The sequence below is a fragment of the Streptomyces sp. TBY4 genome, from assembly GCF_024213195.1.
Taxonomy (GTDB): domain Bacteria; phylum Actinomycetota; class Actinomycetes; order Streptomycetales; family Streptomycetaceae; genus Streptomyces.
This window is the reverse complement of the sequence record NZ_JANAVF010000003.1, coordinates 301,382-326,022: the sequence shown is the minus strand read 5'-3', so window position 1 is coordinate 326,022 and position 24,641 is coordinate 301,382. Positions and strand designations below refer to the sequence as shown.

Annotated in this window: 25 protein-coding genes; 12 read left to right on the top strand and 13 right to left on the bottom strand. The window is 72.0% G+C overall.

The features are described 5' to 3' along the window. Positions 1–29: 29 nt before the first annotated feature. The 3 genes from NLX94_RS09450 to NLX94_RS09440 are packed head-to-tail and all read right to left on the bottom strand — an operon-like array spanning position 30 to position 3,879. Complete coding sequence (locus tag NLX94_RS09450) at positions 30–1,478, bottom strand: DUF2252 domain-containing protein (RefSeq protein ID WP_254382156.1); 1,449 nt, start codon at positions 1,476–1,478, stop codon at positions 30–32. 44 nt (positions 1,479–1,522) lie between these two features. Continuing rightward, positions 1,523–2,170 (bottom strand): response regulator transcription factor, encoded by a 648-nt coding sequence (locus tag NLX94_RS09445; RefSeq protein WP_254382418.1) that lies wholly within the window; start codon positions 2,168–2,170, stop codon positions 1,523–1,525. Positions 2,171–2,190: 20 nt separating this feature from the next. Then, entirely contained in the window at positions 2,191–3,879 is a 1,689-nt protein-coding gene (locus NLX94_RS09440) for a sensor histidine kinase (RefSeq protein WP_254382417.1), read from the bottom strand. 406 nt (positions 3,880–4,285) lie between these two features. On the opposite strand from NLX94_RS09440, the gene NLX94_RS09435 reads away from it, so the two are divergent. The 6 genes from NLX94_RS09435 (at position 4,286) to NLX94_RS09410 (ending at position 9,462) form a co-directional block, all read left to right on the top strand. Continuing rightward, a complete protein-coding gene (locus tag NLX94_RS09435; RefSeq protein WP_254382155.1) occupies positions 4,286–4,897 on the top strand; it encodes a MerR family transcriptional regulator in 612 nt (203 codons plus the stop codon). Positions 4,898–5,260: 363 nt separating this feature from the next. Beyond that, positions 5,261–6,166 carry a sensor histidine kinase gene (locus tag NLX94_RS09430; RefSeq protein WP_254382154.1) on the top strand — a complete coding sequence of 302 codons (906 nt, stop codon included), beginning with the start codon at positions 5,261–5,263 and terminating at the stop codon, positions 6,164–6,166. After that, positions 6,150–6,848, top strand: coding sequence for a response regulator transcription factor (locus NLX94_RS09425; RefSeq protein ID WP_254382153.1), 699 nt, complete (start codon positions 6,150–6,152; stop codon positions 6,846–6,848). The genes NLX94_RS09430 and NLX94_RS09425 overlap by 17 nt, the downstream gene beginning before the upstream one ends. A 104-nt stretch (positions 6,849–6,952) precedes the next feature. Then, entirely contained in the window at positions 6,953–7,912 is a 960-nt protein-coding gene (locus tag NLX94_RS09420; protein ID WP_254382152.1) for a UbiA family prenyltransferase, read from the top strand. A gap of 36 nt (positions 7,913–7,948) precedes the next feature. Next, positions 7,949–8,800 (top strand): AfsR/SARP family transcriptional regulator, encoded by an 852-nt coding sequence (locus tag NLX94_RS09415; protein ID WP_254382151.1) that lies wholly within the window; start codon positions 7,949–7,951, stop codon positions 8,798–8,800. Beyond that, a complete protein-coding gene (locus tag NLX94_RS09410) occupies positions 8,797–9,462 on the top strand; it encodes a 4'-phosphopantetheinyl transferase superfamily protein (RefSeq protein ID WP_254382150.1) in 666 nt (221 codons plus the stop codon). Before NLX94_RS09415 ends, NLX94_RS09410 begins: the two co-directional genes overlap by 4 nt. An 81-nt stretch (positions 9,463–9,543) precedes the next feature. On the opposite strand, the gene NLX94_RS09405 is transcribed toward NLX94_RS09410, so the two are convergent. The 4 genes from NLX94_RS09405 to NLX94_RS09390 form a co-directional block, all read right to left on the bottom strand. Next, entirely contained in the window at positions 9,544–10,761 is a 1,218-nt protein-coding gene (locus tag NLX94_RS09405) for a lactonase family protein (RefSeq protein WP_254382149.1), read from the bottom strand. Further along, positions 10,758–11,924 carry a hypothetical protein gene (locus tag NLX94_RS09400; RefSeq protein WP_254382148.1) on the bottom strand — a complete coding sequence of 389 codons (1,167 nt, stop codon included), beginning with the start codon at positions 11,922–11,924 and terminating at the stop codon, positions 10,758–10,760. The genes NLX94_RS09405 and NLX94_RS09400 overlap by 4 nt, the downstream gene beginning before the upstream one ends. Further along, complete coding sequence (locus NLX94_RS09395) at positions 11,921–14,158, bottom strand: MMPL family transporter (protein ID WP_254382147.1); 2,238 nt, start codon at positions 14,156–14,158, stop codon at positions 11,921–11,923. Before NLX94_RS09395 ends, NLX94_RS09400 begins: the two co-directional genes overlap by 4 nt. A 123-nt stretch (positions 14,159–14,281) precedes the next feature. After that, entirely contained in the window at positions 14,282–14,938 is a 657-nt protein-coding gene (locus NLX94_RS09390; protein ID WP_254382146.1) for a VTT domain-containing protein, read from the bottom strand. A gap of 216 nt (positions 14,939–15,154) precedes the next feature. Between NLX94_RS09390 and NLX94_RS09385 the strand changes: the two genes are divergently transcribed. Continuing rightward, positions 15,155–15,799 (top strand): class I SAM-dependent methyltransferase, encoded by a 645-nt coding sequence (locus NLX94_RS09385; protein ID WP_254382145.1) that lies wholly within the window; start codon positions 15,155–15,157, stop codon positions 15,797–15,799. On the opposite strand, the gene NLX94_RS09380 is transcribed toward NLX94_RS09385, so the two are convergent. Beyond that, positions 15,787–16,434, bottom strand: a complete 648-nt coding sequence (locus tag NLX94_RS09380) for a MerR family transcriptional regulator (protein ID WP_254382144.1) — start codon at positions 16,432–16,434, stop codon at positions 15,787–15,789. The genes NLX94_RS09385 and NLX94_RS09380 overlap by 13 nt on opposite strands. 226 nt (positions 16,435–16,660) lie before the next feature. Here NLX94_RS09380 and NLX94_RS09375 point away from each other — a divergent pair, with 226 nt between their 5' ends. The 5 genes from NLX94_RS09375 (at position 16,661) to NLX94_RS09355 (ending at position 21,046) form a co-directional block, all read left to right on the top strand. Further along, positions 16,661–17,650 (top strand): AfsA-related hotdog domain-containing protein, encoded by a 990-nt coding sequence (locus NLX94_RS09375; protein ID WP_254382143.1) that lies wholly within the window; start codon positions 16,661–16,663, stop codon positions 17,648–17,650. After that, positions 17,647–18,300, top strand: coding sequence for an HAD family phosphatase (locus tag NLX94_RS09370; protein WP_254382142.1), 654 nt, complete (start codon positions 17,647–17,649; stop codon positions 18,298–18,300). Before NLX94_RS09375 ends, NLX94_RS09370 begins: the two co-directional genes overlap by 4 nt. 13 nt (positions 18,301–18,313) lie before the next feature. Further along, positions 18,314–19,018, top strand: a complete 705-nt coding sequence (gene fabG, locus NLX94_RS09365; protein ID WP_254382141.1) for a 3-oxoacyl-ACP reductase FabG — start codon at positions 18,314–18,316, stop codon at positions 19,016–19,018. Between the two features lie 66 nt (positions 19,019–19,084). Next, positions 19,085–19,528 carry an ester cyclase gene (locus NLX94_RS09360; RefSeq protein ID WP_254382140.1) on the top strand — a complete coding sequence of 148 codons (444 nt, stop codon included), beginning with the start codon at positions 19,085–19,087 and terminating at the stop codon, positions 19,526–19,528. 108 nt (positions 19,529–19,636) lie between these two features. After that, a complete protein-coding gene (locus NLX94_RS09355) occupies positions 19,637–21,046 on the top strand; it encodes an MFS transporter (protein ID WP_254382139.1) in 1,410 nt (469 codons plus the stop codon). Here NLX94_RS09355 and NLX94_RS09350 read toward each other — a convergent pair. The 5 genes from NLX94_RS09350 to NLX94_RS09330 all read right to left on the bottom strand — a co-directional run bounded on the left by NLX94_RS09350 (position 20,949) and on the right by NLX94_RS09330 (position 24,559). Beyond that, on the bottom strand, positions 20,949–21,356 hold the full coding sequence (locus tag NLX94_RS09350; RefSeq protein ID WP_254382138.1) for a MaoC/PaaZ C-terminal domain-containing protein: 408 nt from the start codon (positions 21,354–21,356) through the stop codon (positions 20,949–20,951). The two genes, NLX94_RS09355 and NLX94_RS09350, sit on opposite strands and share 98 nt — an antisense overlap. Continuing rightward, positions 21,353–21,790, bottom strand: coding sequence for a MaoC family dehydratase N-terminal domain-containing protein (locus NLX94_RS09345; RefSeq protein WP_254382137.1), 438 nt, complete (start codon positions 21,788–21,790; stop codon positions 21,353–21,355). Before NLX94_RS09345 ends, NLX94_RS09350 begins: the two co-directional genes overlap by 4 nt. A 114-nt stretch (positions 21,791–21,904) precedes the next feature. Beyond that, positions 21,905–23,038, bottom strand: a complete 1,134-nt coding sequence (locus tag NLX94_RS09340) for a beta-ketoacyl synthase N-terminal-like domain-containing protein (RefSeq protein ID WP_254382136.1) — start codon at positions 23,036–23,038, stop codon at positions 21,905–21,907. Further along, complete coding sequence (locus NLX94_RS09335; RefSeq protein ID WP_254382135.1) at positions 23,035–24,291, bottom strand: beta-ketoacyl synthase; 1,257 nt, start codon at positions 24,289–24,291, stop codon at positions 23,035–23,037. The genes NLX94_RS09340 and NLX94_RS09335 overlap by 4 nt, the downstream gene beginning before the upstream one ends. After that, a complete protein-coding gene (locus NLX94_RS09330; RefSeq protein WP_254382134.1) occupies positions 24,284–24,559 on the bottom strand; it encodes an acyl carrier protein in 276 nt (91 codons plus the stop codon). Before NLX94_RS09330 ends, NLX94_RS09335 begins: the two co-directional genes overlap by 8 nt. Positions 24,560–24,641: the final 82 nt, after the last annotated feature.

Here is a 24,641-nt window from a genome sequence, read left to right as displayed (position 1 = left end):
TCGGAGCCCGCTGCTCGGACCCCGACAGCTCAGACCCCGGCCTCCGCCGCGATCCGCCCGGACCGCACCGCCGCCACCAGCACCGCGTGGTCGGCCTCGCTCCGGTCCGCGTAGGCCACGGCGAAGCCGGCCATGGCCTCGTCCAGCTCGTCGCCCTTGCCGCAGTACCCGGCCAGCAGCCGCGGATCCGCGCTGTGCGCGTGCGCCCGCGCCAGCAGGGCTCCGGTCATCCGCCCGTAGTCGTCGAACTGGTCGGCGGACAGCGCCGCCGGGTCCACGCTGCCCTTGCGGTTGCGGAACTGACGCACCTGGAAGGGCCGCCCCTCCACCGTCGTCCAGCCCAGCAGGATGTCGGAGACCACCTGCATCCGCTTCTGCCCGGCCACCACCCGGCGGCCCTCGTGCTCCTCCACCGGGGAGACGAAGCCGAGCCCGGGAAGGTGCGGCAGCAGGACGGAGGGCCTGGCCTCCTTCACCTGGAGCACCAGCGCCTCACCGCGGTGGTCCAGCAGCAGCACCACGTACGAGCGGGTTCCGACGCTGCCCGTGCCCACGACCCGGAAGGCCACGTCGTGGATCGCGTACCGGGCCAGCAGCGGGATCCGGTCGCCCTGCAGGGTCTCCAGGTAGGGGCCGAGCGCTGCCGCCACGGCCGCCGCCTCCCCGTCCCCGACCCGGCGCAGCACGGGCAGCGCGTCCACGAAGGCCCGCCCCCCGTCGGCCGTCAGCACGGTGGACTTGGCCGCGAACCGGGCGGAGGTGTTGTTGCGTGCCTTCTCCGAGACGCGCTCCAGCGTGCCCAGCAGGTCGCGGGCGTCGGTGTGCGAGACCAGTTCCTCGTCCGCGATGGCGTTCCACGCGTCGAGGGCCGGCAGTTTGGCCAGCAGGCGCATCGTGCGCCGGTAGGCGCCCGCCGCATCGTGCGCGGCCGCCCGGCAGGTGTCCTCGTCCGCGCCGGCCACCCGGCCGGCCAGGACCAGCGAGGTGGCCAGCCGCTTGAGGTCCCACTCCCAGGGGCCGAAGACGGTCTCGTCGAAGTCGTTGAGGTCGATGACCAGCCGGCCGCGCGCGTCCCCATACAGCCCGAAGTTGGCCGCGTGGGCGTCGCCGCAGATCTGCGCGCCGATCCCGGTGACGGGACCGCCGGAGAGGTCGTGGGCCATCAGCCCGGCCGACCCGCGCAGGAAGGCGAAGGGGTTGGCGGCCATCCGGCCGACGCGTATCGGCGCGAGTTCGGGGACCCGCCCTATGTTGGACTCCTCCACCGCCCGCACCGCGTCCGGCCGGTCGGCCGGGGCCTCGAACCGCGCGTGCACCGCCCGGGGCACCCGTGTGCGCAGGGCCTTCCCCGCCTCGCGGGGAGAGCCGGCGCGCGAACCCCCGGAGTGCCGCGGCGCGAACCCCCCGACCACCGGGATGCGGTCCTCCGGCTCCGTACCCACGCCTGCCACGCCCTGCTCCCGCGCTACGGCCGTCATGCGCCCCGCCCCCTGATCGCCATCGGATTTCGGCCCGACCGTATCTACAGCCCGGCGTCCCTGGCCAGCAGGGCCGCCTGTACCCGGTTCTCGCACTCCAGCTTCGCCAGGATCCGGCTCACGTAGGTCTTCACCGTGGCCTCGCTCATGTGCAGCCGCCGCCCCGCGTCCGCGTTCGACAGCCCCTCCCCCAGCAGCGCCAGCACCCCGCGCTCGCGCTCGCTCAGTTCGGCCACCCGCCGCCGCGCCCGCTCGTCACGGCCGGCCGTCCGGCCGGAGGCGAGCTGGTCCACCACGTGCCGGGTGGCGCCCGGGGAGAGGTACGCGTCCCCCGCCGCGGCCGCCCGTACGGCGCCGATGAGTTCGCCGGGCGCCGAATCCTTCAGCAGGAACCCCGCGCCGCCGCCGCTGAGCGCCCGCAGCACGTTCTCCTTCTCCCCGAAGGTGGTCAGGATCAGCGCCCGCACCTCGGGGACGGCCCGGCCGAGCTCGGCCAGCGCCGTCAGCCCGTCCATCACGGGCATCTGGATGTCCAGCAGCACCACGTCCGGGCCGTGGGCCCGGGCCAGTTCCACCGCCTCCCGGCCGTTCGCCGCTTCCGCGACGACCTCGATGTCCGCCGCCGAGGTCAGGATCATCCGGATCCCGGCTCTGATCAGCGGTTCGTCGTCAGCGATCACCACGCGGATCACCTTGGCTGTCACCCGTGCTCCTACTGCTTGGCCGTGTACGCCTGCTTCTCGACGAGCTTGCCGTCCTTGAAGCAGAACCGGAAAACCTTGTCGCTTCCCAGCTCGCTGCTCTCGTCCGACAACAGGGCCAGGCAGGCCGCCCCCTGCGGACGCGGCGGTCCCTTCCGCTCGAGCCCGTCGGTCAGGATGCTGTCCCCACTGGGCAGCCGTGACCGTACCTCGCTCTCCGGCTCGCCCACCTGGATGGCGTCGTATTGGGCCCGGTCGATCGTCGCGTCGCCCACCGAGCCGATGAGCAGCGCCACGGCCGCCCCGATCACGATCAGCAGCACCACCACGGCCGCGACCGCGATCCCGCAGCCCAGCGCCACGCCCCCGGAGCGGCCGGTCCCGCGCATCAGCTTCCGGTCGATCACGGCCCAGTCCACCGGCGCGGGGACGCCGTCCGCCGTCCAGCCCCCGAGCTGCTGGCCGAAGTCGTCGGCGACGGCGAAGCCGACGGCGCCCGCCCCGGCCTCCTCGGCCCCGGCCGGTTCGGTCCCGTAGGGAAGCACCCCGGCCACCCGGAACCCGCCGCCCTCCACGGTTCCCGCGTAGACCATGCCGCCGACCAGCCGGGCCCGTTCGCGCAGGCCGGTCAGCCCCTGCCCGCCGGAGACCACCTCGCCGGCGCCCGGGCCGGAGGCCGGGCCGTTGGCGATCTCCACCACCAGGGAGTCGTCCTCGTAGCGCAGTGCCACCGTGATGGGGGCGCCCGGCGCGTGCTTGTAGGCGTTGGTCAGCGCCTCCTGCGCGATCCGGTACGCCGCGTGGTCGCACGCCGCCACCAGCGGCCGGGGCTGCCCCGCCGCCGTCAGCCGTACGTCGGTCCCCGCGCTCCGCGCCGCCTCCACGATCCCGGCGATGCCCGCCACCCCGCGCGCCGCGGGCTGCGCCTCCTCCACCGGCTGCGGGGCCTCCACCCCGTCCCGCAGGATGCCGACGACCTCGCGCAGCTCGTGCATGGCGGCGACCGAGGCCTGGCGCAGGACGCCCACCGCCTCGCGCTGGCGGTCGGTCAGGACCGGATCGACCTCCAGCGCGCCGGTGTGCACCGAGATCAGCGCGAGCTGGTGGCCGAGGCTGTCGTGCATGTCCTGGGCGATGCGCTGGCGTTCGCGCAGTCTGGCCTGCCCGGCGACCATGGCCCGCTCGCGCAGCAGCTGGGCGTTGCGTTCCTGGAGCGCGCGCAGCAGCGTGCTGCGCTGGGACCAGTAGCGGCTGGCCAGGCCGGGCATGACCACCATGGCCAGGAACATCAGGGTGCTGAAGACGACGACCAGTACCGGCCGTCCCTGCGACCACTCCTTGAGCACGGAGAGGACCATGGCCGCGCCGAACGCGGCGGTGAAGGCGCCGAGCGCGCGGCCGACTCCGACGATGCGGCGGCCCGCCGACCAGCCGAGCGGGACCGCCACGAGGAAGGCCCCGGGGAGGTAGACGCCCACGGCCGAGCCGGCCACCAGGGTGAAGACCGGCAGCCGACGCCGCAGCAGGGTCAGCAGCAGCACGGCAACCGCGCTGGCCAGCATCCGGGCCCCGGAGCCCTTGTCGAGCTCCTCGACCCCCAGCCCGAGCAGCACCAGCACTCCGGCCAGCGCCAGGTCCCCGGCCAGCATCCGCCGGGTCCAGGGCTCGGGCCCCTTCACCCAGTCCCAACCCGCGCGCATCCTCGCCTTGACGTCCACCCGCCCGACCCTAGACACCACCCGGCCGCCGGGCTGCCCTCTTTCGTCGCGCCTCCCGCGACGAAAGTCTCCCGGAGCAGCTCCGACGGTCTCCCGGATCGGCCCCGGCAGTCTCCCGGATCAGCTCCCACCTGGTACGGACCAGTTCTGGTACGGACCGGACGGGCCCGCTCCATGCCTCCGGGGGAAGGCCCGCGGCTTCTCCGCTACAGGCGGTCTGCCTCCGAAGGGGAACACCCCTCTACCTCTTTCGAGGCAGCACCGTCGCCGTCGGGCCGCTCCGCCTTGTGAGCCTCGTCTCCCCTACCTAAGGTCCTGGCATGACCGAACGGAATGGATCACGCGGGGAAACCAGCGGCATAGAAGAAGATCGGCGGGTGGAGGCGGCGTGCAGCTACCGGAACTGAGCGCCGAGATCCGCATACCGCTCCGCGCCCTCCAGCTCTACGTGCGCATGGGCCTGCTCCCCGCTCTGCCCGCGTACGACGAGTCCCACGTCCGCAGAGCCGTATTGGTCAGAACCCTGCTGGACGTCGGCGGTCTTTCGTATTCCTCGGCCCGCCGCGTCGTGCGGAAGATAGACATGTCGCCGCCGCCGATCAGCGAACTGTGCGGCACCATCCAGTACGCCCTTCCCGCGCCCGGCTCGGAGGCGCAGGACCAGAATTGGGACCGGGCCCGGGAGCGCGTCCAGGCGCTGGCCCTGGCGCGGAACTGGAAGGTGAGTCCGGAGAATCCCGCGTGGCAGACCCTGACGCAGACCCTCGTCGCGGTGGAGTGGCTCGGACACGACGATCTGCTGCGCCTCCTGGAGACTTATGCGGACGCCCTGGAACCGGTTGTGGCCGCCGAGGTGCGCCTGCTGCACGAACAGCCCGATCCGGAGAGTGCCGCCGCTCACATGGTGACGGGAACCGTTCTCGGGGACGTCGCATTCTCTGCACTTCGGCGCCTTATCCACGAGCACGCTTCCTCCCAGGAACCGTCCGAATGTCCGTAACCGCAACTACCGTCCAGTAAGTACCTTAAGGTTGACGCCCCTACGGTTGACGTGCATGCTGTTTGGTGATCACTGGAGCCCCCTCCTTCCAAACAGAACGACCGCAAGGGGAGAGGCGACTTCGGGCTACAGCAAGGGCGGGGGATCTTGCGGTACAACCCAGACAGATACGGGATCGAGGCACCACACAGCCCCATAAAGGGAGTGGGATTAGCAAAGAAACTCCAGGACCAGCTGCCAGAACTCCTCGAAGAATATCGAACCACCCTGATCGAGCATCACAATCCATTAGGCTCGAATCCGGAAGCATGGGCCACCTGCAGAGAACAAGCCCAGCACATTCTCGCCGAATGCCTCCGCGCGATGGAAGACGGAACCGGGGAACCGCTCGACACCCATCTCATCGCGAAGACCCGAAGGCTCAGCGGCGCCCGCATCTCGCAGGGAATCGCACCCATCCATTCGGTCCGCGCCGGGGCCCTGCTCTTCCAGGTCGCCACGAGCCATCTCATCCGGATCGCCTCGGGAGAGCCCGAGGACCAGCGCTGCCTGATGAAGATCCTGCCCGTACTGCAGTCGTCGATCACCCAGCGGCTGGAAGCCGGCTCCACCGGGCACGACCTCTTCCTGCTCGACGTCGTACGCGATGCCACCCGCCACGGCCGCGACGGCATGGCCCGCGAGATCCACGACCGGATCGGCAGCTCCGCCAGTCTCGCCCTGCGCCAGCTGGAGCTCTACGAGCTCACCCGGCACCCGTCGGGAACGGACCCCAGGCTGGAAGCCCTGAAGCAGGCCATCCTGGAGACGCTGTACACCACGCGGGACATCGTGACGGACCTGCGCACCAGAGCGGAAGCCACCCAGTCCCTGTACGTCTCGCTCTCCGCCTTCGTCAGCGCCATGGCCATGGACGACCTGCGCGTCGACATCCACGTGACCGATCCGGACGACCTGCTGCCGGACGAACTCACCGAAGACCTCTACCTCATGCTGCGCGAATGCCTGCGCAACGCCTTCGCCCACTCCCGTTCCTCGCGGATCGACATGGAGGTCCGCGTCGAGGCGGGCCGGGTCGACGCATCGGTGCGGGACGACGGCAACGGCTTCGACCCGCACGCCCACCGACGGGGAAACGGACTGTCCTCCCTGACCGAACGCACCAAACTGCTGGGCGGCCGGCTCACCATCGACAGCTCTCCGGGGCAGGGAACGGCGATCACGCTGTCCATCCCCTTCGACACGGAGAATCATGCACACGCCAATTGAGCCACGTCCGGCCGCCGAACCCCTCCGCATCATCGCCGTCGACGATCATTCACTGCTCCGCCGGGCCCTGTGCGAGCTGATCGAATCGGAGGACGACCTCACCGTCGTCGCCGATACCGACACCTCCGAGGGACTGGCCGACCTCGTGGAACGCACCAGACCCCACGTGGTCCTCCTCGACGTGGAAATGCCGGGTCACCACGCGCCCACCGTCGTGCGCACCCTGACCACCCGCTTTCCCCAGCTGCACGTACTGATCCTGACCATGCACAGCGACGCCCAGCTGGTCCAGGAACTGCTCGCCCACGGGGCCCGCGGATACCTGCACAAGAGCGTCCCGCGCGAATCACTGCTCGCCGCGCTGCGCAACACCGCCACCCGCGATCCGCACGTCACGATCGCCCTGCCGAGCAGCGGCGTTCCCACCGTCGGATTCAGCACCTCGCACCAGACCCTCTCGCCGCGCGAGCGCGAGGTGCTCACCTTCGTCGCCGCCGCCCTGAGCAACCGGCAGATCGCCGTCCGGCTGCGGATCACCGAGGGCACCGTGAAGCGTCATCTGCGCAACGTATTCGAGAAACTCGGCGCAATATCACGCATCGATGCGGCCAACAAGGCAATCGATGCACGCTTGATCAGAAGGCCGGGGCCGGAAGACGGACCGGGCGGCGGAAGAGGATAGGACTAAAAACTGCACAACGGAACCTCCCGCATACCTCTTTGAGAGTACCGGGGTTACCCCCAGCGAGTCTGCCCCGGCATGTGGCATCCGAATATATTCGACCCATGTCGACAAAGACGCCCATGATTTCCGATGGAATTGAGCGTTCCACAAGACCGTTATCGCCGTCGGCCGCACCCCTGAAATGGGCCCGGATCCTGCTGCTCTGCATCCAGGAATCCCGGGCAGCGGTGCAGGCGATCTTCCTGATGCGCTTCCTGCTGGCCGCCACGGCCGGCACGGCCAGCACGACGTTCTACCTGACACTGCCCCCGGCCCTGTTCGGCGGGGCCGGCGTCTGGCTGCTGGCCGTGCTGTCCGTCTACCTCTTCAACGGGGTGATGGACGTCGACGAGGACCGGGCCAACGGCTCCACCCGCCCCATCGGACGCGGCGCGCTCTCACCCACCGATGCCCGCCGCACCGCGCAGGTGACGGCCGCGGCCGCCCTGGCCGGCGGAGCGTGGATCGGCCCGGCGATGCTCACGGCGACCGGGTGCATGCTGCTCCTCGGCTTCCTCTACTCCGCGCCCGGCATCGCCCTCAAGACCAGTACGCCCGGCACCATGGCCACCGTCATCGGCAGCGGCGCCCTGACCTACGCCGCCGGCATCGTGTGTTCCGGGAGTCCCGTCCCGCCGTCGCTGATCGCCTTCTGCACCGCGATGTGCCTGTGGATGGGACTGGTGGGGGCCGTCTCGAAGGACTTCTCCGACGCCGACGGCGACGCCCGGCACGGCCGCCGCAACTGGACGGTCCTGTGGGGGTACGCGAGGACGGCCGCCGTCGTCTCGCTGAGCGCCGTGGCGGTGGGGGCGGGGCTGCTGCTGTCCGCCCTCGTCCTGTCCTCGCCGTGGCTGCTGGTCCCCGGGCTCGTCCTGCTGACCGGGGCGCTGGCGCTGGCGACCGCGGCGCTCACGGGGCGGTCGGACGACTCGCGCTCCCGGCGCCGGCTGCCCTACCGGGTGTTCATGGTCACGCAGTACGCGGCGCACCTCGCCGCATTCGCCCAGCCCATCGGCTGAACGACCCATCAGTTGAACAACAACGGGGGACCCACAGTGAGGCACAGTCAGATCCATCCCTGGACACCCGGCCACCAGGACGCGCGCCCCGGTATCGCTGCCGCCGCCGCGATGGGCCACGACGGGTTCGGGATCCGCATCCTCGGCCCGCTGGAGGCCGTCAACGGCGCCTCGGCGCACCGCCCGCGCGGCCCCAAGGTCCGCAAGCTGCTCGCCCTGCTCGCCGTCCGCGCGGGGGACATCGTCGAGGTGGACACGCTCGTCGAGGAGCTGTGGGACGGATCGCCCCCGCCCACCGCGGTCAGCACGGTCCGTACGCACGTCTACCACCTGCGCCAGGAGCTGGGGCGGGAGCTGGGCGACACCGACGTCCGCCGCGTCATCACCACCGAGGGCACCGGGTACGCGCTGTGCCTGGCCCCGGGCCGCCTCGACCTGGAGCAGTTCACCCAGCTGTACGGACAGGCCCGCACCGACCTGCGCGCCGGCAACGCCGAAGCCGCGCTGGAGCGGCTGGACACCGCGCTCGGACTCTGGCGCGGCCGGGCCCTCGCCGACGTGAGCCGGGGCCGCGTCCTGACGGGGCACGGCGCCCGCATCGAGGAACTGCGTTCGCGGGCGCAGCAGTTGTGGATCGAAGTCATCATGGTCCTGGGCCGGCACGGCGAGGTCGTACCGGAGCTGCTCCGGCTGGTCGCGGTGGATCCGCTGAACGAATGGCTGCACGCCCGCCTCATCGACGCCCTGTACCGCAGCGGCCGCCGGGGCGACGCCCTGCGCGCCTTCCACCACGTACGGAACGTCCTGGCCGAGGAGTTGGGACTGGAGCCCTCCGACGACCTGCGCCGGCTCCAGCACCACATCCTGGCCGGAGGCGCGGCCGCGTGAGCATCCGGATCTGGACCGTCCCGACCGCGGACGCCGCGGCCTGGGCCCCGTACGAGGAGGCGTACGCGGTGATGGACTCCCGGGAGCGGCAGCGGCTGGCCCGCTTCCGCCGCGCGACCGACCGGCTGCGCTACCTGGCGATCCACCACGTCTACCGGAGCCTGCTCGGGCGCGAACTCGGCGTTCACCCGGCCGAGGTGACCTTCCGCCGGTCCTGCGCCCGCTGCGAGAGCCGGGAGCACGGCCGTCCGGTGCCCCACGCCCCGGACGGGACCACCCTGTCGGTGAGCCTGTCCCATTCGGCGGCGTACGCGGTCGTCGCGATCGGCGACAGCCCCGGGGTTCCGGTCGGAGTGGACATCGAACGGGTCAGGCCGCACATGGACTGGAGCCGCATCCCGTGCGTGCAGGGGGTGCGCACGACCCACGGCTTCGAGCAGTGGACCCGCGCCGAGGCGCTCGTGAAGGCCGCGGGAACCGGCCTGGAGGCCGACCCGCCCCGCTACACCGGCCAGGCCTTCGGGCCCTGGCGCGCCGCGCTCGTACCGGGCTCGGCCGAGGACTGGTACGTGCGCAGCATCCGCTCCCCCGAGGGGTACGCCGCTTCGGTGGCGTCCGCGAGGGCGGACACGGCGGTCACCGTCACGCAGTGGCGGCCCTGAGGGAGGCACAGAGGCAGAAGAAGGAGGGCGGCCCCCGGGAAGTTCCGGGGGCCGCCCTCCTGTTTCTTGACCGGACGCCCGCTACCGCAGCAGGACGCAGCTCGGGCTCGGCACCCGCAGCGGGGGCGCGGCCGGGGTGAGCCGGCCGGTGGCCGGGTCCAGGCGGAAGGCGCTGACCGACTGCCCGGCCTGGTTGGCCGTGTACACGTACCGGTCGGAGGAGTCGAGGGCCACGTCCCGCGGCCAGCGGGTGCCCGGCGCCTTGGCGGTGACGGGCTGGGACTCGACGAGCGCGAGGCTCCGGCCCGCATCGCCCACCCGGAAGGACTCGACGGTGTCGAGCCCCCGGTCGGCCGTGATCAGGAGCGAGCCGTCGCGCGTGAGGTGCACGGCGGAGGGGGCGTTGCGGGGGTTGATCCCGGGCGGCGCGACGGACGCGTGGGAGACCGGGCGGAGTTCCCCGGTGCCGGCGTCGTAGGACAGCACGGTGACGGTGTGCCCGAGTTCGTTGGTCACGTAGGCGAGGTCCCCCCGCGGGTGGAAGACCAGGTGCCGCGGGCCGATCCCGCTGCCGAGCCGGACCCGGCCGGCCGGGCTCAGCACGCCGGCGGCGGAGTCGAAGTCGTAGACGTGGATGTGGTCGTCGCCCTTGTCGGGGACCAGGACCCGGCGGCCCGCCGGATCGAAGGCGATCATGTGCGGATGCGGGCCGCGCTGCTCCTCGGGGTGCGGGCCGCGCCCGTCGTGGCGTACGACGGCCACGGCCTCCCCCAGCGATCCGTCGGCCGCCACGGGCAGGACGGCTATGTGCCCCGAGTCGTAGTTGGCCGAGAGCAGGAAGCGGCCTTCGGGATGGACCGCGAGGTGCACCGGCGCCGCGCCGGCGCTGGAGCGCGGGCTCCCGAGCGGGTGGAGCCGGTCGCCGTCGATCCGGTAGGCGTGGACGGCTCCGGTGGCTCCCTCCGGGAGCTGGCTGACGGCGTAGAGCCGGGCCCGGTCGGGCGAGAGGGTGAGGAAGGAGGGGTTCACGATGCCCCGCTGCCAGTTCCTGACGGAGAGGCTGCCGTCGGCGCCGACGGCGGCGATGCCGATGCCGGGGAGGCCCGGCAGCCCGTACTCGCCGATCGTGAAGCCTCCGATGTAGGCGCGGCGGGCGTCCGGCCGGGGCGCTTCGCCCGCGGCGGTGGACATGCCGGTCCAGCCGATCCCCGCGAGGGCGCCCGCCCCGGCGAGCGCGAGGAATCCGCGCCGGTCGTAGGAGGAGGAAGAAGAAGCGGAAGGAGAAGAGCGGCGGTTCACAGGTCGGCTCCGAAGATCAGCCCGGGTGCGAGGAGGACGGCGAGCCCCCCGCCGGCCAGCGCCAGCAGGACCTGCCACCCGGTGCGCAGGTTCCGGATCCGGGCCCGGCGGCGGGCCAGGGCCAGCACCGCGACCGACGCCGCCCAGGCGGGCAGCGCGATGCGCAGGCTGACCTCGCCGGTGAACAGGACTCCGGCCCTGGCCGTGATGCACTCGGCCGCCGAGCACCCGCCGGGCGGGGCGGAGGAGGACCACAGGGTCCCGAGCCCCAGGAAGAGCAGCGGGGCCACGGCGCCGAGTCCGGTGGTCCACACGTAGGGGGAGAGTCCGGTGCTCCGGGGGGCCCGCCGCCGGGTGATGGCGAAGGCGGCCAGGGCGGGTACCCACCCCGTCAGCACGCCGAACAGCCCCGCGTGCGCGGCTTCCGCGAGCGCGGCCCAGGCTCCGTCCGTCCCCCAGCCGCCCCGCGGCAGTGCCAGGAGGCCGGTGGCGGCGGCGAGTCCCGCCGCGGTGTGCGCCCAGGTCCGTGCGAAGGAGGGGGCGCCGGCCCAGCCGACGAAGACGCCGGCCAGCGAGACCAGGAGCACGGGCGGCCCCGCGGTCACCCCCCAGGGCAGCGGGAACCCGGGCAGGCCGTCGCCCAGGGGTGCGGACCAGCTCCCCCAGTCTCCGAACAGGGCCGCCAGGACGGCGGTGACGCAGGCGGCGACGGCACCGGCGTGCTGCATCCGGTCGGTCTCGGCCCGGTCCTGCTCCGCCCGGTGTGCCGCGGCCCGGGCACGCTCGGCCCGCTCGTCCTCCGCCCGGGCACGCTCGGCCCGCTCGTCCTCCGCCCGGGCACGCTCGGCCCGCTCGCCCCGCTCGTCCTCGCCCTCGGAGTCCCCGGGCTTCGTCAGGACGAGCGCCACGCCCCGGGCCCGGAACGGGGGAGGTCCGGGGACGGAGCGCGGCGCTGCCTGCGGGATCGCCGGGCCGGTGGAAGCCGGCCCGGTCGCGGCCCCGTTGGCGGCCTCGGAGGGACGTCGGGGGACCGTTCCCTCCGAGGCGGTTCGTGGCGTCGGGCCCGGGGCGGCGGCGGATATGTCCGCCTCCGGCTCCCCGGAACCCTTCGCGGTGGTGGGGCGCCCTGACGCGGACGCCCCGGCGGGCCGGGCGGTGGTCATCGCCCGGCCTCGGCGGCGTGGGCGGTGCCGGCCGTGTCAGAGGCGCCTGCGACGCGCGCGCCGGCCTGCGGCACGGGGCCCGTACGTTCCACGGCGGCGGACTCCCGGAAGCCGTAGCGGGACCACCAGCGGGCCAGGGGCGCGGGCGCCCACCAGGCCCACTTGCCCATCAGGGCCATGGTGGCCGGCACGAGCAGGCCGCGGACGACGGTCGCGTCGATGATGACCGCGATCACCAGGCCGACCCCGATCATCTTCATGAACAGGATGGACGAGGTGGTGAATCCGCCGACCACGACGACGAGCAGCAGTGCGGCACTGGTGATGATCTTCGCGGTGCGCTGGAGCCCGATGGCCATCGATTCGACCGGGTCGCCGCTGGCCTCCCACTCCTCGCGGACGCGGGAGAGCAGGAAGACCTCGTAGTCCATGGCCAGGCCGAAGGCGATCGCCACGATGAGGACGGGGAAGTTGGCGTCCACGGCGCCGATGGGTTCGAAGCCGAGCAGTCCGGAGAGGTGCCCGTCCTGGAAGATCCACTTGATGGCGCCGAAGGTGGCCAGGAGCGACAGCAGGTTCAGGATCACGGACTTCAGCGGGAGCAGCAGCGAGCCGAAGGCCAGGAAGAGCACCAGGAAGGAGACGACCGCCACGAACAGGGCCATCCACGGGAGCCGTCCGCCGATCATGTCGACGATGTCCACGCGGGAGGCCGGCATACCGGTCACCAGGGTCTTCGCACCCTCCGGCGCGGCGGTGTCCCGGACCCCGTGCACCAGGTCCACGGCCGGCTTGGACATCGCGTCGGGCGCGTAACGCACCGTCACCCGCGCGTCGTTGCCCGCGAAGGCACTGGCCGTTGCGGAGGTGACGCCCTCGACCTTCTCCAGCCGGTCCGCGTACGCCTCCACGGCGCCGCGGTCGGCCGGGCCGTCGAAGCGGACGACCGAGGTCATGATCCGGCCGGGGTTGGTGTCGAAGTCGGCGGCCAGGGTCTTGCTGACGACCTTCGCGTCCCCGCTCGACGGCAGCACCCACTCGCCCGGCCGGGCCCAGTTGACGCCGAGCAGCGGCGCGCCGAGGCCGACCAGGACGGCGACGATCGCCAGCGAGGAGAGCAGGGGCTTGCGCATGACCGCGTGCGCGGTGCGGTACCAGCGGCCCTGCGTCAGCGGCTTCTCCGCGCCCCGGCGGCCGCCGGGCAGCGGGATCCGCCACTTGTCGATGCGGTGTCCCGTGTAGCGCAGCAGCGCCGGCAGCAGCGTCAGCGAGCCGACGACCGCGAAGGAGACCACGGCGACGGCCGCGTAGCCCATGGAGGACAGGAACCGCGACGGGAAGAGGGCCAGACCCGCGAAGGAGATCGCCACGGCGAGCCCGGAGAAGGCGACCGTGCGCCCGGCGGTGGCCGTCGCGCGCCGGACCGCGGTGTCCACGTCGGCCCCGGCGTGCAGTTCCTCGCGGAAGCGGTTGACCAGGAAGAGCGCGTAGTCGATGGCCAGGCCGAGGCCCAGGATCGTGATGACGTTGATGACGGTGCTGGAGATCTCGGTGAACATCGTCAGCACGCGCAGCACCACGAAGGAGCCGAGCGCCACGAAGGTGCCGACGGCCAGGGGCAGCAGCGCGGCGACCGCGCTGCGGAAGATCAGCACCAGCAGGACGAGCAGGATCGGGATCGAGAGCATCTCGGCCCGGGCGATGTCCGAGCCGGTCAGGGCGTTGACCTGCTCGGTCATGGCGGCCACGCCGCCGAAGCGGGCGGTGACCCCCTCGGCCTCGAACTGTTCCTTGATCTTCGTCAGCGCCTCGACCTGCTTCTGGTCGTCCTCGCCGGCGAACTGCACGGTCGCGTACATGCGGGTGCCGTCGCGGGACACGTACGCGTCCGCACCCTCCGCGCCCGGCTCCCAGAAGGAGCTCAGGCGGGTGATGCCCTCGCGCGGGACCCCGGCGAGGGCCGACCGGACGGCGCCGCCGAACTCCTCGGCGCTCTGGCCGGCGACCTTGGACTCGTAGAGGACGATCACGTCGTTGGACTCGCGTCCCAGCGGGCCCTCGAGAACCTTGTCGGCCTCGACCGACTCACTGGCCGGGTCGTCGAATCCGGCACCGCCGGTGAACGAGCCGAAGACGCCGGTGCCCCACACGCCTGCGAACAGTGTGAAGACGACCGCCGCGATCACGACCCATTTGCGACGCCGCGCGGTGAATGCTCCGATGGCGGCAAACAATTTTCTCTCCCTGGCTGGTATCGCTTTTGCTGAGGCTTGCTGAATACGTCCGACCCCGCGCAGGTTCGGTTCATGACTCTTTCAGAGCCGGTAATTACGCGGAATGCACATTCGGATGGTTCGCTACACCTCTTTCGACACACTCCCGGCCGTGCTCCGCACGGGAAGGGCGGCGGGCCGGGTGGTGCGCCGCTGCACGAGCGAGGCGGCCACTCCCACCACAAGTGACAGCCCGATTCCGATGACGACCGAGTGGACCGGGTCGTCGCTGATCGCGCCGCCGAAATAGCCCACTCCCACGGAGTACGCGGTCCATATCAGCTCGGCGATCGCGGCCCCGGAGGCGAACTTGCCCAGCGGGTACCCGGCGGCGCCCGCCGAGAGCCCGCCCAGCAGCCGCCCGCTCGGCAGGAAGCGCACCCCGACGACGAACGGGATGCCGCGCCGGCGCACCTGCGCGGACATCCACTCGAAGAGCTCGCCGCGCCGGCCGCGCGCCACGGTGCCCAGCCGCGCCCGGTCCCCGAGGAACCGGCCGCAGCGGTGCAGCAGCAGGTCACCGAGGAGCGCGCTGCCGGCCACCGACAGCACGACCAGGACGATCGACATCTCCCCGCGCGCCGCGAGCACGCCGCTGGTCACCAGCAGCACGTTGTTCGGCAGCAGCGGCGGCAGGGTCGTCAGCGCCAGGATCGCGTACGCCCAGCAGGCCCAGCCCGACAGGCCGCCCGCCAGGCCGGAGGTCACGTCGACCCAGCTCACGAGCGAGTTGATGTCCACGGCCTTCCCTCCATCCGTTACGCCCCGGCCCCGAGGGGTCCGGGGGGTTGCCGGCACTACCTCTTTCGAGGCATGTGCCGGGTCATTGGTGGTGATGACCCCAGGTCGGCGGGTCACTAGCGTCGGTTCGGCAGCGGATGAGCGCGCCTCCACAAGAACTGTAACCTAAGGTATCGATAGATTCACTATCACCTATGACCAGCCTAGGCGGCGCGCATGACCGACGTGATGCTGTTCCTCAGGGAGTTCGCCCGGACCCGTCGGGACACGGGGGCCATCGCCCCCAGCAGTCCCTTACTGGCCCGTGCCCTCACCCGCTACGTGATCCCCAGCCCGGGCAGGCCGCGCGCCGTGCTCGAGGTCGGCCCCGGCACCGGCGCCGTCACCCGGCACATCCAGCCGGCCCTGGGACCCCTCGACACCCTCGAACTGATCGAGCCCAACCCGCGGTTCGCCGACCTGCTGCGGCACGCCTACCGGGAGGACCCGCGCATAGGCCTGCTGCCGGGTCTGGTCCAGGACCACGAACTCGGCTCGTACGACACGATCGTGTGCGGCCTGCCCTTCGCAAACTTCGAGGCCCCGGTCGTGGAGGACATCCTCGGGCAGCTGCTGGACTCGCTGAACCCGGGCGGCACGCTGTCCTTCTTCGCCTACGCCGGCATCCCGCCCCTGCGCCGGGCCCTCACCTCGGGCGAGACGCGCGAGCGCACGCTGGGCACCCAGGCGGTACTGGAACGCACCCTGCAGCGCCACCGGTTCCGCACCGAGACCGTGCTGTGGAACGTACCGCCCGCCCACGTGCACCACCTGGCCCTGGTGGCACCCGCACCCACCCCGGAGCTCGTCTACAGCGCCTGATCCCCCGCCCGGGCCGCCACGCGTCCGGACGCGTCCTCCTGCGCGATGCGGCGCAGGGCCGACATGGCCGCGTCACCGAGGAGGGTGCCGAGGACGACACCCTCCACCTTGCCGTCCACACCGGGCACCCGTGCGAGGGCCGCCAGCTCGGCGCCGGCCAGCCGTCCGGCCACGGCCGCGTACTCGTCGAGCAGGGTCAGCAGATCGCTCCGGCCCAGGTCGCTGTAGGTCACGACGATCTGGACCAGCGCCTTCCAGCCGGGGTTCTCGGGCTTGACCGCCCAGCCCTGGCGCCGCACCAGCTCCTCGACGGCGCGTTCGGCACCCGCCCAGTCGCCGTCCGGATTCGGGTCGGCCACGGCGCGGGTGACCGCGGACTGGGCGACGCCGAGCATCCCGTGGACCGTGCGGTGGGGCGAGTCGACCTCGGCGAGCACCTCACGGACGGCGGCGATCGACAGACCGCCGACCTCCAGCATCGCCCGGATCAGCCTGAGCCGGTGCGCGTGCGCCTCGGAGTAGCTCACCTGGTTGGGGCTCGTCCGCTCTCCGGACGGCAACAGCCCTTCACGGGCGTAGTACTTGACCGTCGCTACCGAAACTCCGGTACTCCGCGCCAGCTCTCCGATACGCATTCCACCAGGATACTGCGTTTCCCCTCCGCGTTTACCCCCCGGCCACGAGAAGCCGGCCCGGATCCGTCGCGCACACGAATTGCCCAGCTTTTATCGGTCTTGAATTTGTGCACGATCGCGGTTCCATGCCGGAGTGCCAGGCTCAATCCGAACGCGAACTCCCCCCGCGAAGGCCGAAGAACCCAGCCGAAGAACCCAGCTGAAGAACCAGCCGAAGGAATCAGGTATGACCACAGAAGTGGTTCCGGAGCTTCCCTCGGAGCCCGGCGATCTCACCTACGGCCGCACCGTGGACCGCTCCCTGGTCCACCGGGCCGCCGTCTCCGAGGTCTTCGTGACCGACATCCGGCCCCTGACCGCCATGCGCGTGCGCACCGCGGTCCAACTGCCGCTGACGCACGGCTACTACAGCGACCACGTGCAGCAGCCGGCCCTCTACGACGCCCTGCTGCTCCTGGAGTCGGGCCGGCAGGCCGCGATCGCCGGATCGCACGCCCACATGGGCCTGTCCCAGGGCACCACGATGATCGTCGACAGCTTCCGCATGGACCTGTTCGCCCTCGCGGCGCTGAAGGTCGGCCCGAGGCCGGGACGGCTGCACATCGACACCGAGTACTCCGGCAAGGCGAACCGGCGCGGCCGGGTCCGCAAGGGCAAGGTCGCCCAGCGGTACTACATGGACGGGGTCGAGGTCGGCGACCACGAGATGGACGTGCTCTTCCTCAACCCGCACGAGAACGAGGTGCTGCGGCACGCCCAGCGCGGCACCCCGGCCCCCCTGACCTCGGACTACGACCGCCACGGCCCGGGCGACGACGGCAGCAGCCACCAGGCACCCGGGCAGGTCGGCCGGGGCAACCCCCTCAACGTCGTGCTCTCCCGCGCCGCACACGCGCCGGAAGCGGTCACGGCCCGGGTGACGCCCCGCTTCGACAACCGCGCGCTCTTCGACCACGTCTACGACCACCTCCCGGCCATGACCCTCGTCGAGGCCGCCCGCCAGATCGCCCTGCTCTCCACCGGCGAACCCCTGGCCACGTACGCCGTCGGCTTCGAGGCCCGCTTCGACCGGTTCGCCGAACTGGACGACACCGTCCTCGCCGAAGCGGCCCGCCCCGCCGGGGGTGCGCACGGCACGGTTCCGGTGCGCTTCGTCCAGGCCGGCGAACAGATCGCCCACGTCACCGTCACCACCGCATCCGGGAGCCAACTGTGAGTACGCGGCGCCTTGCCGTCTGGACCGACTTCGGCGGTGTCCTGACACCCCCGATCTCCCACACGATGGCCGCCTTCTGCGCGGCCCAGAACCTCGACCAGCAGGTCCTCGGGCAGGCCCTCGGCAAGGTCACCGCCCGCTACGGCACCACCGACCCGATGGAGCCCATCGACACCCCCCTCATCACCGAGGAGGAGTGGCTCGACGAGATCTCCGCCGTGCTGGCGGCCGATCACGGCATCACCGGACGCAAGCTGACGACCCTCGCCGACACCTGGTTCGACGGCCGCGAGACCAACCTCGCGTGGGTCGCCGAACTGCGCAAGGCCCGCGAGAGCGGCGCCTTCGTCGGGATGATCTCGAACATGGTCCCGACCTGGGACGCCTACTGGCGCCGCATGGTCGACGTGGACGAGCTCTTCGAGGACGTCCTCCTCTCCTTCGAGGTGGGCCACCGCAAGCCCTCGCCCGCCATGTTCGCGCTCGCCGCGGAGCGGGCCGGCGTCCCCGCCGCCGACTGCGTCCTGATCGACGACCTCGCGCACAACATCGCGGGCGCCGAGGCCGCCGGCTGGACGACGATCCACTTCACCGACACGAGCACGGCGGCGGAGCAGCTGCGCTCCCTGCTGTCGTCCGACCCCCGATAAGGAGCCCGATACCGTGAGCCGTCACGTGCTCGTCACCGGCGGGAACAGAGGCATCGGCCTCGCCACCGCCCGCGCCTTCGCCGACCAGGGCGACAAGGTCACCGTCACCTACCGCACCGGCGAACCGCCCGAGGGGCTGTTCGGAGTGCGCTGCGAGGTGACGGACCCCGAGTCCGTGCGCCGCGCCGTGGAAGAGGCCCGCATCCAGCACGGGCCGGTCCAGGTCCTGGTCTCCAACGCCGGCATCACCCGCGACGAGCTGCTGCTCGGCATGAAGGCCGAGGACTTCCGGGCGGTCATCGAGACGAACCTCCTCGCGGCGGTCGCGGTCACCAAGGAATGCCTGACGGACATGGTCAAGGCCCGCTGGGGCCGGATCGTCCTCGTCGCATCGGTCAGCGCCCTCGCCGGCGCCCCGGGCCAGACCAACTACGCCGCCTCCAAGGCCGGCCTGATCGGTTTCGGGCGCTCGCTCGCCCTGGAGGTCGGGCGCCGCAAGGTCACCGTCAACGTGGTGACGCCGGGCCTGATCGAGACCGACATGGTCAAGGACGTCACCGGCCCGCGCCGCGACCACCTGCTCAGCCAGACCTCCCTGTTCCGCGCGGGCCGGCCCGAAGAGGTGGCCGGCGTCGTGAAGTTCCTCGCGAGCGACGAGGCCTCGTACGTGACCTCCGCCGTCATCCCCGTCACCGGCGGCCTCGGCGTCGGCCACTGAGCATCCCCACCGCACCGCTCCCCCCACGCCCCCACACATCACATCCATCCGCAGGAAAGGAAACCCATGGCGAACGACAAGGTCCTCGAGATCGCCCACCAGATGGGCCGGATCTTCAACGATCTGGACGCGGAGGCCGCCCACACCCTGGTCGCCCCCGACTTCGTCGACTACGAGGCCCCGCCCGGCACCCCCGGCGGCCCCGACGGCTACCTCGGAACCGCCCGCTGGATGAACTCCGTGTTCTCCGAGGCCGGCTGGGACCACCTCGACTCCTTCGCCGACGGCGACAGGGCCGTGATCCGGGTCCGGTTCACCGGAATCCACACCGGCAACTTCCTCGGCTTCGAGGGCACCGGCAACAAGGTCGACGTCGAGCACATCCACATCTACCGCGTCGGCGACGACGGCCTGGTCCACGAGCACTGGGCCTGCCGCCAGGACCTCTTCCTGCTGGCCCAGATCGGCGCGGTCGAGCTGAAGCTGCCGCCCACGGGCACGCAGGCGTAACCCCTTCCCCGCCCCACCACTCAGGTCGCCGAACACCCCACGGGTTCGGCGGCCTGCGTGCATTTCCAGCAGACGTCACAGACTCGCAGAACAGAAAGGAACGAAGCCGTGACGAGAGCCGACCGGCCCGCGTGGGCCCTGGTGGCGACCTCGCTGCCCATGTTCATGGTCGCCGTGGACAACCTGGTGGTCACCAACGCCCTCGCCGTGATCGCGGAGGACCTGAACACCAGCCAGACCGGCCTGCAATGGGTGGTCAACGGCTACATCCTGCCCTTCGCCGGACTCCTGCTCGCCGGCGCCGCACTGGGCGACCGGATCGGCCGGCGCCGCGTCTTCGTCTGGGGCATCGGCGTCTTCACCGCGGCCTCCGCCGCCTGCGCACTGGCGACCTCGGCCGGCGCCCTGATGGCCGCCCGCGTCCTGCAGGGCGCCGGAGCCGCCGCGATCCTGCCGGTCTCCCTCACCCTCGCGGTCGCCGCGGTCGGCCCGGCCAAGCGCGCTCTGGCCGTCGGCGTGTGGGGCGGGGTCAACGGCCTGGGCATCGCCATCGGCCCGATGGCCGGCGGGATGGTGACCCAGGGCCTCGACTGGCACTGGATCTTCTGGCTCAACGTCCCGGTGGGCCTGCTGGCCGTACCGCTCGCCCTGTGGGCCGTACGGGAGTCCACCGGCGCGGCCCGCCCCCTCGACGTGTGGGGGACCCTGCTCTCCTGCGGCACCGTCGTCGCCGCCGTCTGGTCCATCATCCAGTGGGCCGGCGAGGACGGGGCAGTGCTCCGCACGCTCCTCGGCGTCGCGCTGACGGCCGCGCTCGCCGCCGCGTTCGCCTACCGCCAGCGCACCGCCGCACATCCGCTGATCCCGCTCCACCTCTACCGGGTGCGGCCGTTCATGCTGAGCAACGCGCTGGCGATGGCCATGTACTTCGGCGTGTTCGGCTCCATCTTCTTCCTGGCCCAGTTCCTCCAGGGCCCGATGGGCTACTCCCCGCTCGAAGCGGGCCTGCGCACCCTGCCCTGGACCGTGGCCCCGATGGTGGCCGTACCCGTGGCCAGTGCCCTGCTGGACCGGGTGGGCGACTGGCGGCTCCAGGCGGCCGGCTGCCTGGCCCAGGCCCTCGCGCTGGCCTGGCTGGGACTGATCGCCCGGCCCGGCGTCTCCTACGGGCCGATGGTCGCCGCCATGGTGCTCGCCGGCGTCGGCATGGGCCTGGTCTTCGCCGCCAACCCCGCGTCGGTGATCGGCTCCGTCGAGGAGCACGAGCACAACCTGGCCTCCGGGGTGAACAACACCATCCGCGAGTTCGGCGGCGCCCTCGGCATCGCCGTGCTCACCCTCGTCTACGTACAAGGCGGCCTCCGCAGCGCTGTGCTGACGGGGGCCGCCGTGGTGTTCGCGGGTGCCTTCGCGGGACTGGCTATCGGGCGTACGAAAGCACGGCCCGGGTCCGTGCCAGCACCTTCTGCGACCCCGAGCGCACGGTCAGATCGACCCGAACCGAGCCGTCTTCCCTGACGTCGGCCACCGCACCGTCGACGGTGACGTCCACACCGTCGGCGGTGTCGGGGACCACGACGGGGCGGGTGAAGCGGGTCCCGTACTCCTCGAAGACGGCCTCCTCGCCCACCCACCCGCGCAGGGCCGTCGCGGCCAGCCCCATGCTGAGCATCCCGTGGGCGATGACCCCCGGCAGCCCCGCCCGGGCGGCCCGCGAGTCGGACCAGTGGATCGGGTTGTGGTCACCGGAAGCCGCCGCGTACCGGACGAGATCGGCCCGGGTCACGCGGAAGGTGCGGGTGGGAAAGGTGTCTCCGACGGCGGTCACCGGCCGTCCTCCTCTGCTGCCGGAGCGTGCCGGGAAATGAGCGTGGACGTCGTCGTGCACACCAGGGCGTCCCCGTCCGCCTCCCGGACCAGTCCGCGCAGCGTGAGCACGTCGTTGCCGTCGACGACGGCGGCGGCGAGCACCTCGATCACGACGACGAGGCGGTCGCCCGACCGGATCGGCCGCACCGCCTCGAACTTCTGGTCGCGGTGCAGGACCCGGGAGAAGTCGAAGCCGAGCCCGGGATCGTCGATCACCTGCCGCTCGGCGTGCATGGACAGCACGATGGGGAACGTGGGCGGCGCGGTCCGGCCGTCCCCGGCCTCGGCGCCCACCGCGCGCGAGAACTCGCGGATGGTCTCGCGGCCGACCTCGTAGGGCTCGCTCGGCGGATACGCGCGCCCCGCGAAGGACGTGTCGAAGGCGGTTGGCATGGGGCCTCTCCTCGGAAGGTACGGACAGAAACAGGGACAGGAACGCACGACGGCCGGACAGCACAGCGGCGCCCGCGTGAGGGTTCGCGGGCGCCGCTGTGAGCCGGCCGGACATCAGCGGGGTGAACGCACCACCAGGGCGGCCGCGTTGCCGTCCCACCCCACGGAGGTGAGGAGCGCGGTCACCGGAGCGACGGGCGGCCGCGCCCGCCACACCGCGAGGAGACCGGCGAGCTGCATCGCACCGCTCGCGCTGTACGTCTCACCGAGCGCGTCGGCGATCCGCAGGGTCTGCGCCGGCTCGCCGCCCAGCGCGGCCCGCACGCCGCGCCGTTCGACCGCTTCCAGGCCGCGCTGGTGCACGGCCCCGAGGGAGACCACGTCGATCTCCCCGGCTTCGACCCCGCTGTGCTCCAGCGCGCGCGTGACCGCGCGGGCCAGCCCGTCGGCGTAGTCCCGCGGATCGGAGGTGAAGCGCGACTCGCACGCGAGGAGCTCGGCGAGCTCCCCGCCCTCGGGCCGCTCGGGCTGGACGGTGAACACCGCTGCGCCCTCGCCGAGCGCGGCCCCCTCCCGCAGGACCCCGGTACGGTGCCAGGCCCAGGCCGCAGGAGCGCTCAGCTCCTCCACACCGCCGACCAGCAGCCGGTCGGCGCGCCCGAGGGTGAGCGCCAGCCGGGCGTGCCGGAAGGCGAGCAGGGAGGCCGTCTGGCCGCCGGCCACCGTGGCGTTGAGGCCGCGCAGTCCGTTGCGGATGGCGATCTGGCCGGTGGTGCTGTTCATCACGGTGTTCGGGAACCGGCCCGGATTGACCAGGTACGGCTTCTCCAGCGTCAGCGTGTCGTGGAGCAGGGTGCTGTGCGTGGACACCGAGCCGGTGTTCGTGGCGAGCACCACTCCGGTGCGCGCCCCGTCGACCTCGATCCCCTGGAGCACCTCCTTGCAGGAGACCAGCCCGAAGGAGGTCAGCCGGTCCAGGTACTTGGTGCCCTTGCGGCCGAGCTGCTCCTTGACGTCCAGGCCCCGTACCGCGCGGACCGGACGCGGCGGGTAGGCCGCCGCGTCCTCGCCCACCGGCTCGTCGGCGGCCCGGTCGCCGGCCCCGCCGTCGCCGAGCAGCCGCCCGGCCAGCGCGTCCAGCCCCAGGCCGGCCGCGGAGACGACTCCCGCCGAAGCCACGTACAGCGGTGCGACGACGCTTGCCCTCCGCTCCCCGGTGGCGCCGGCGGCCTCGGTCGTGGCGGTCACGAAACCCTCCCCAGGATGGTGATGACGTTGTTCCCGCCGAAGGCGAACCCGTGGTTCTGCACGATGTTCAGGCGGGCCTCGCGGCCGGTGCCCGGCACGCAGTCGACGCCCTCGCCGAGCTCCGGGTCCGGCTCGGTGACGTGCGCGGTGGGCGGCAGGAAGTCCTGCTCCAGCGCCTTGCAGCAGGCGATCGCGCCGAAGCCGGAGGCCGCGCCCATGGTGTGGCCGAGCATCGACTTGATCGAGCTGATCGGCGGGATGCGGTCGCCGAACACCGCGCGCGCCGCCGCCACTTCGGTGGCGTCGTTGGTGGGCGTGCCCGTGCCGTGCGCGCAGATGTAGTCGATCTGCTCCGGGTCCACCCCCGCCGCCTCGTGCGCGGCCCGGATGCCGGACGCGATGCTGGTCGCGTCGGGGTGCACCATGTGGGAGGCGTCGCAGTTCGCCGCGTAGCCGAGGACCTCGGCGTACATGCGGGCGCCGCGCGCCCGGGCGTGCTCGTAGGTCTCCAGCACCAGCACCGCGCCGCCCTCGCCGGTGACGATGCCCGAGCGGTCCGCGGCGAAGGGCCGCGGCACGTCCTCGGCCATGGCGCCCAGCGCGTAGAACCCGGCGTGCGTCAGCCGGTTGACGGCATCGGCGCCGCCCGCCAGCATCACGTCGGCCTCACCGCTGCGGACCAGGTCGAAGGCGTACCCGAGCGCGTAGTTGGAGGCGGAGCAGGCCGTCGGGATGGTCTGCGTGTCGCCGCTCAGCTGCAGCTCGGTGCTGACCGCGTTGGCGATGCGCGAGGCCGGGGTCTGACCGGCCAGTGCGCCGTCGATCGATTCCAGTCCGCCGGCGATCCACTGTTCGGCCAGCTCCTGGACGACGGCGGACTCGCCGCTGGTCGTCCCCATGATCGCGCCGGCTCCGGCGGCCTCCAGCTCGCCCTCGTCGATCCCGGCGTCGGCGATCGCCAGCCGGGCGGCCGCGGCGGCCAGCAGGCCGCTGCGGCCCCAGCGCGTGGGGTCGAGCCGCTTGAGGTGGTCGGCGGGATCGAAATCGAGGACCTCACCGGCATTGCGCCGGGGAAAAGCACTCGCGTCGAAACTCTCGATCGGACCGGTACCGCTCTCGCCCGCACGGATGGCGGCAGCGAATACATCGGCACCGATTCCGACCGGAGACACCGCACCGAGCCCGGTGATGACGACCCGGCGGTACGTTCCCGCCGCCTTGCCGGCAGTACGCGCGGGTCCCTTCTCAGCCATTCGGGTTCTCCTTGGCGTACCGCTCGACACCGTCCACCAGGAGACGCAGGTTCACGAGTTCACCGAGGTCGGTCTTCGGAATGACCACACCCAATTCCTTCTCGATCCTGGAAACGACGGTGATGAGGGAGAGCGAGTCACTGTCGTAGTCGTCGATGAAGTGGCCACCGTCGGTGAGCTCCCCCTCCTCCAGCTCCAGCTCTTCGTTCACGATCGCGCTGACAGCCGCGTAGTAGTCGCTCACGGATGCCACGGTCTGCTGAGTCATGCGCTTGCCTCTCGTCGCCTTCGAACCGTTCGAACAGGACCGTATGCGGGTATGAATTGACCGAGCAAGGCCCCCACAACCA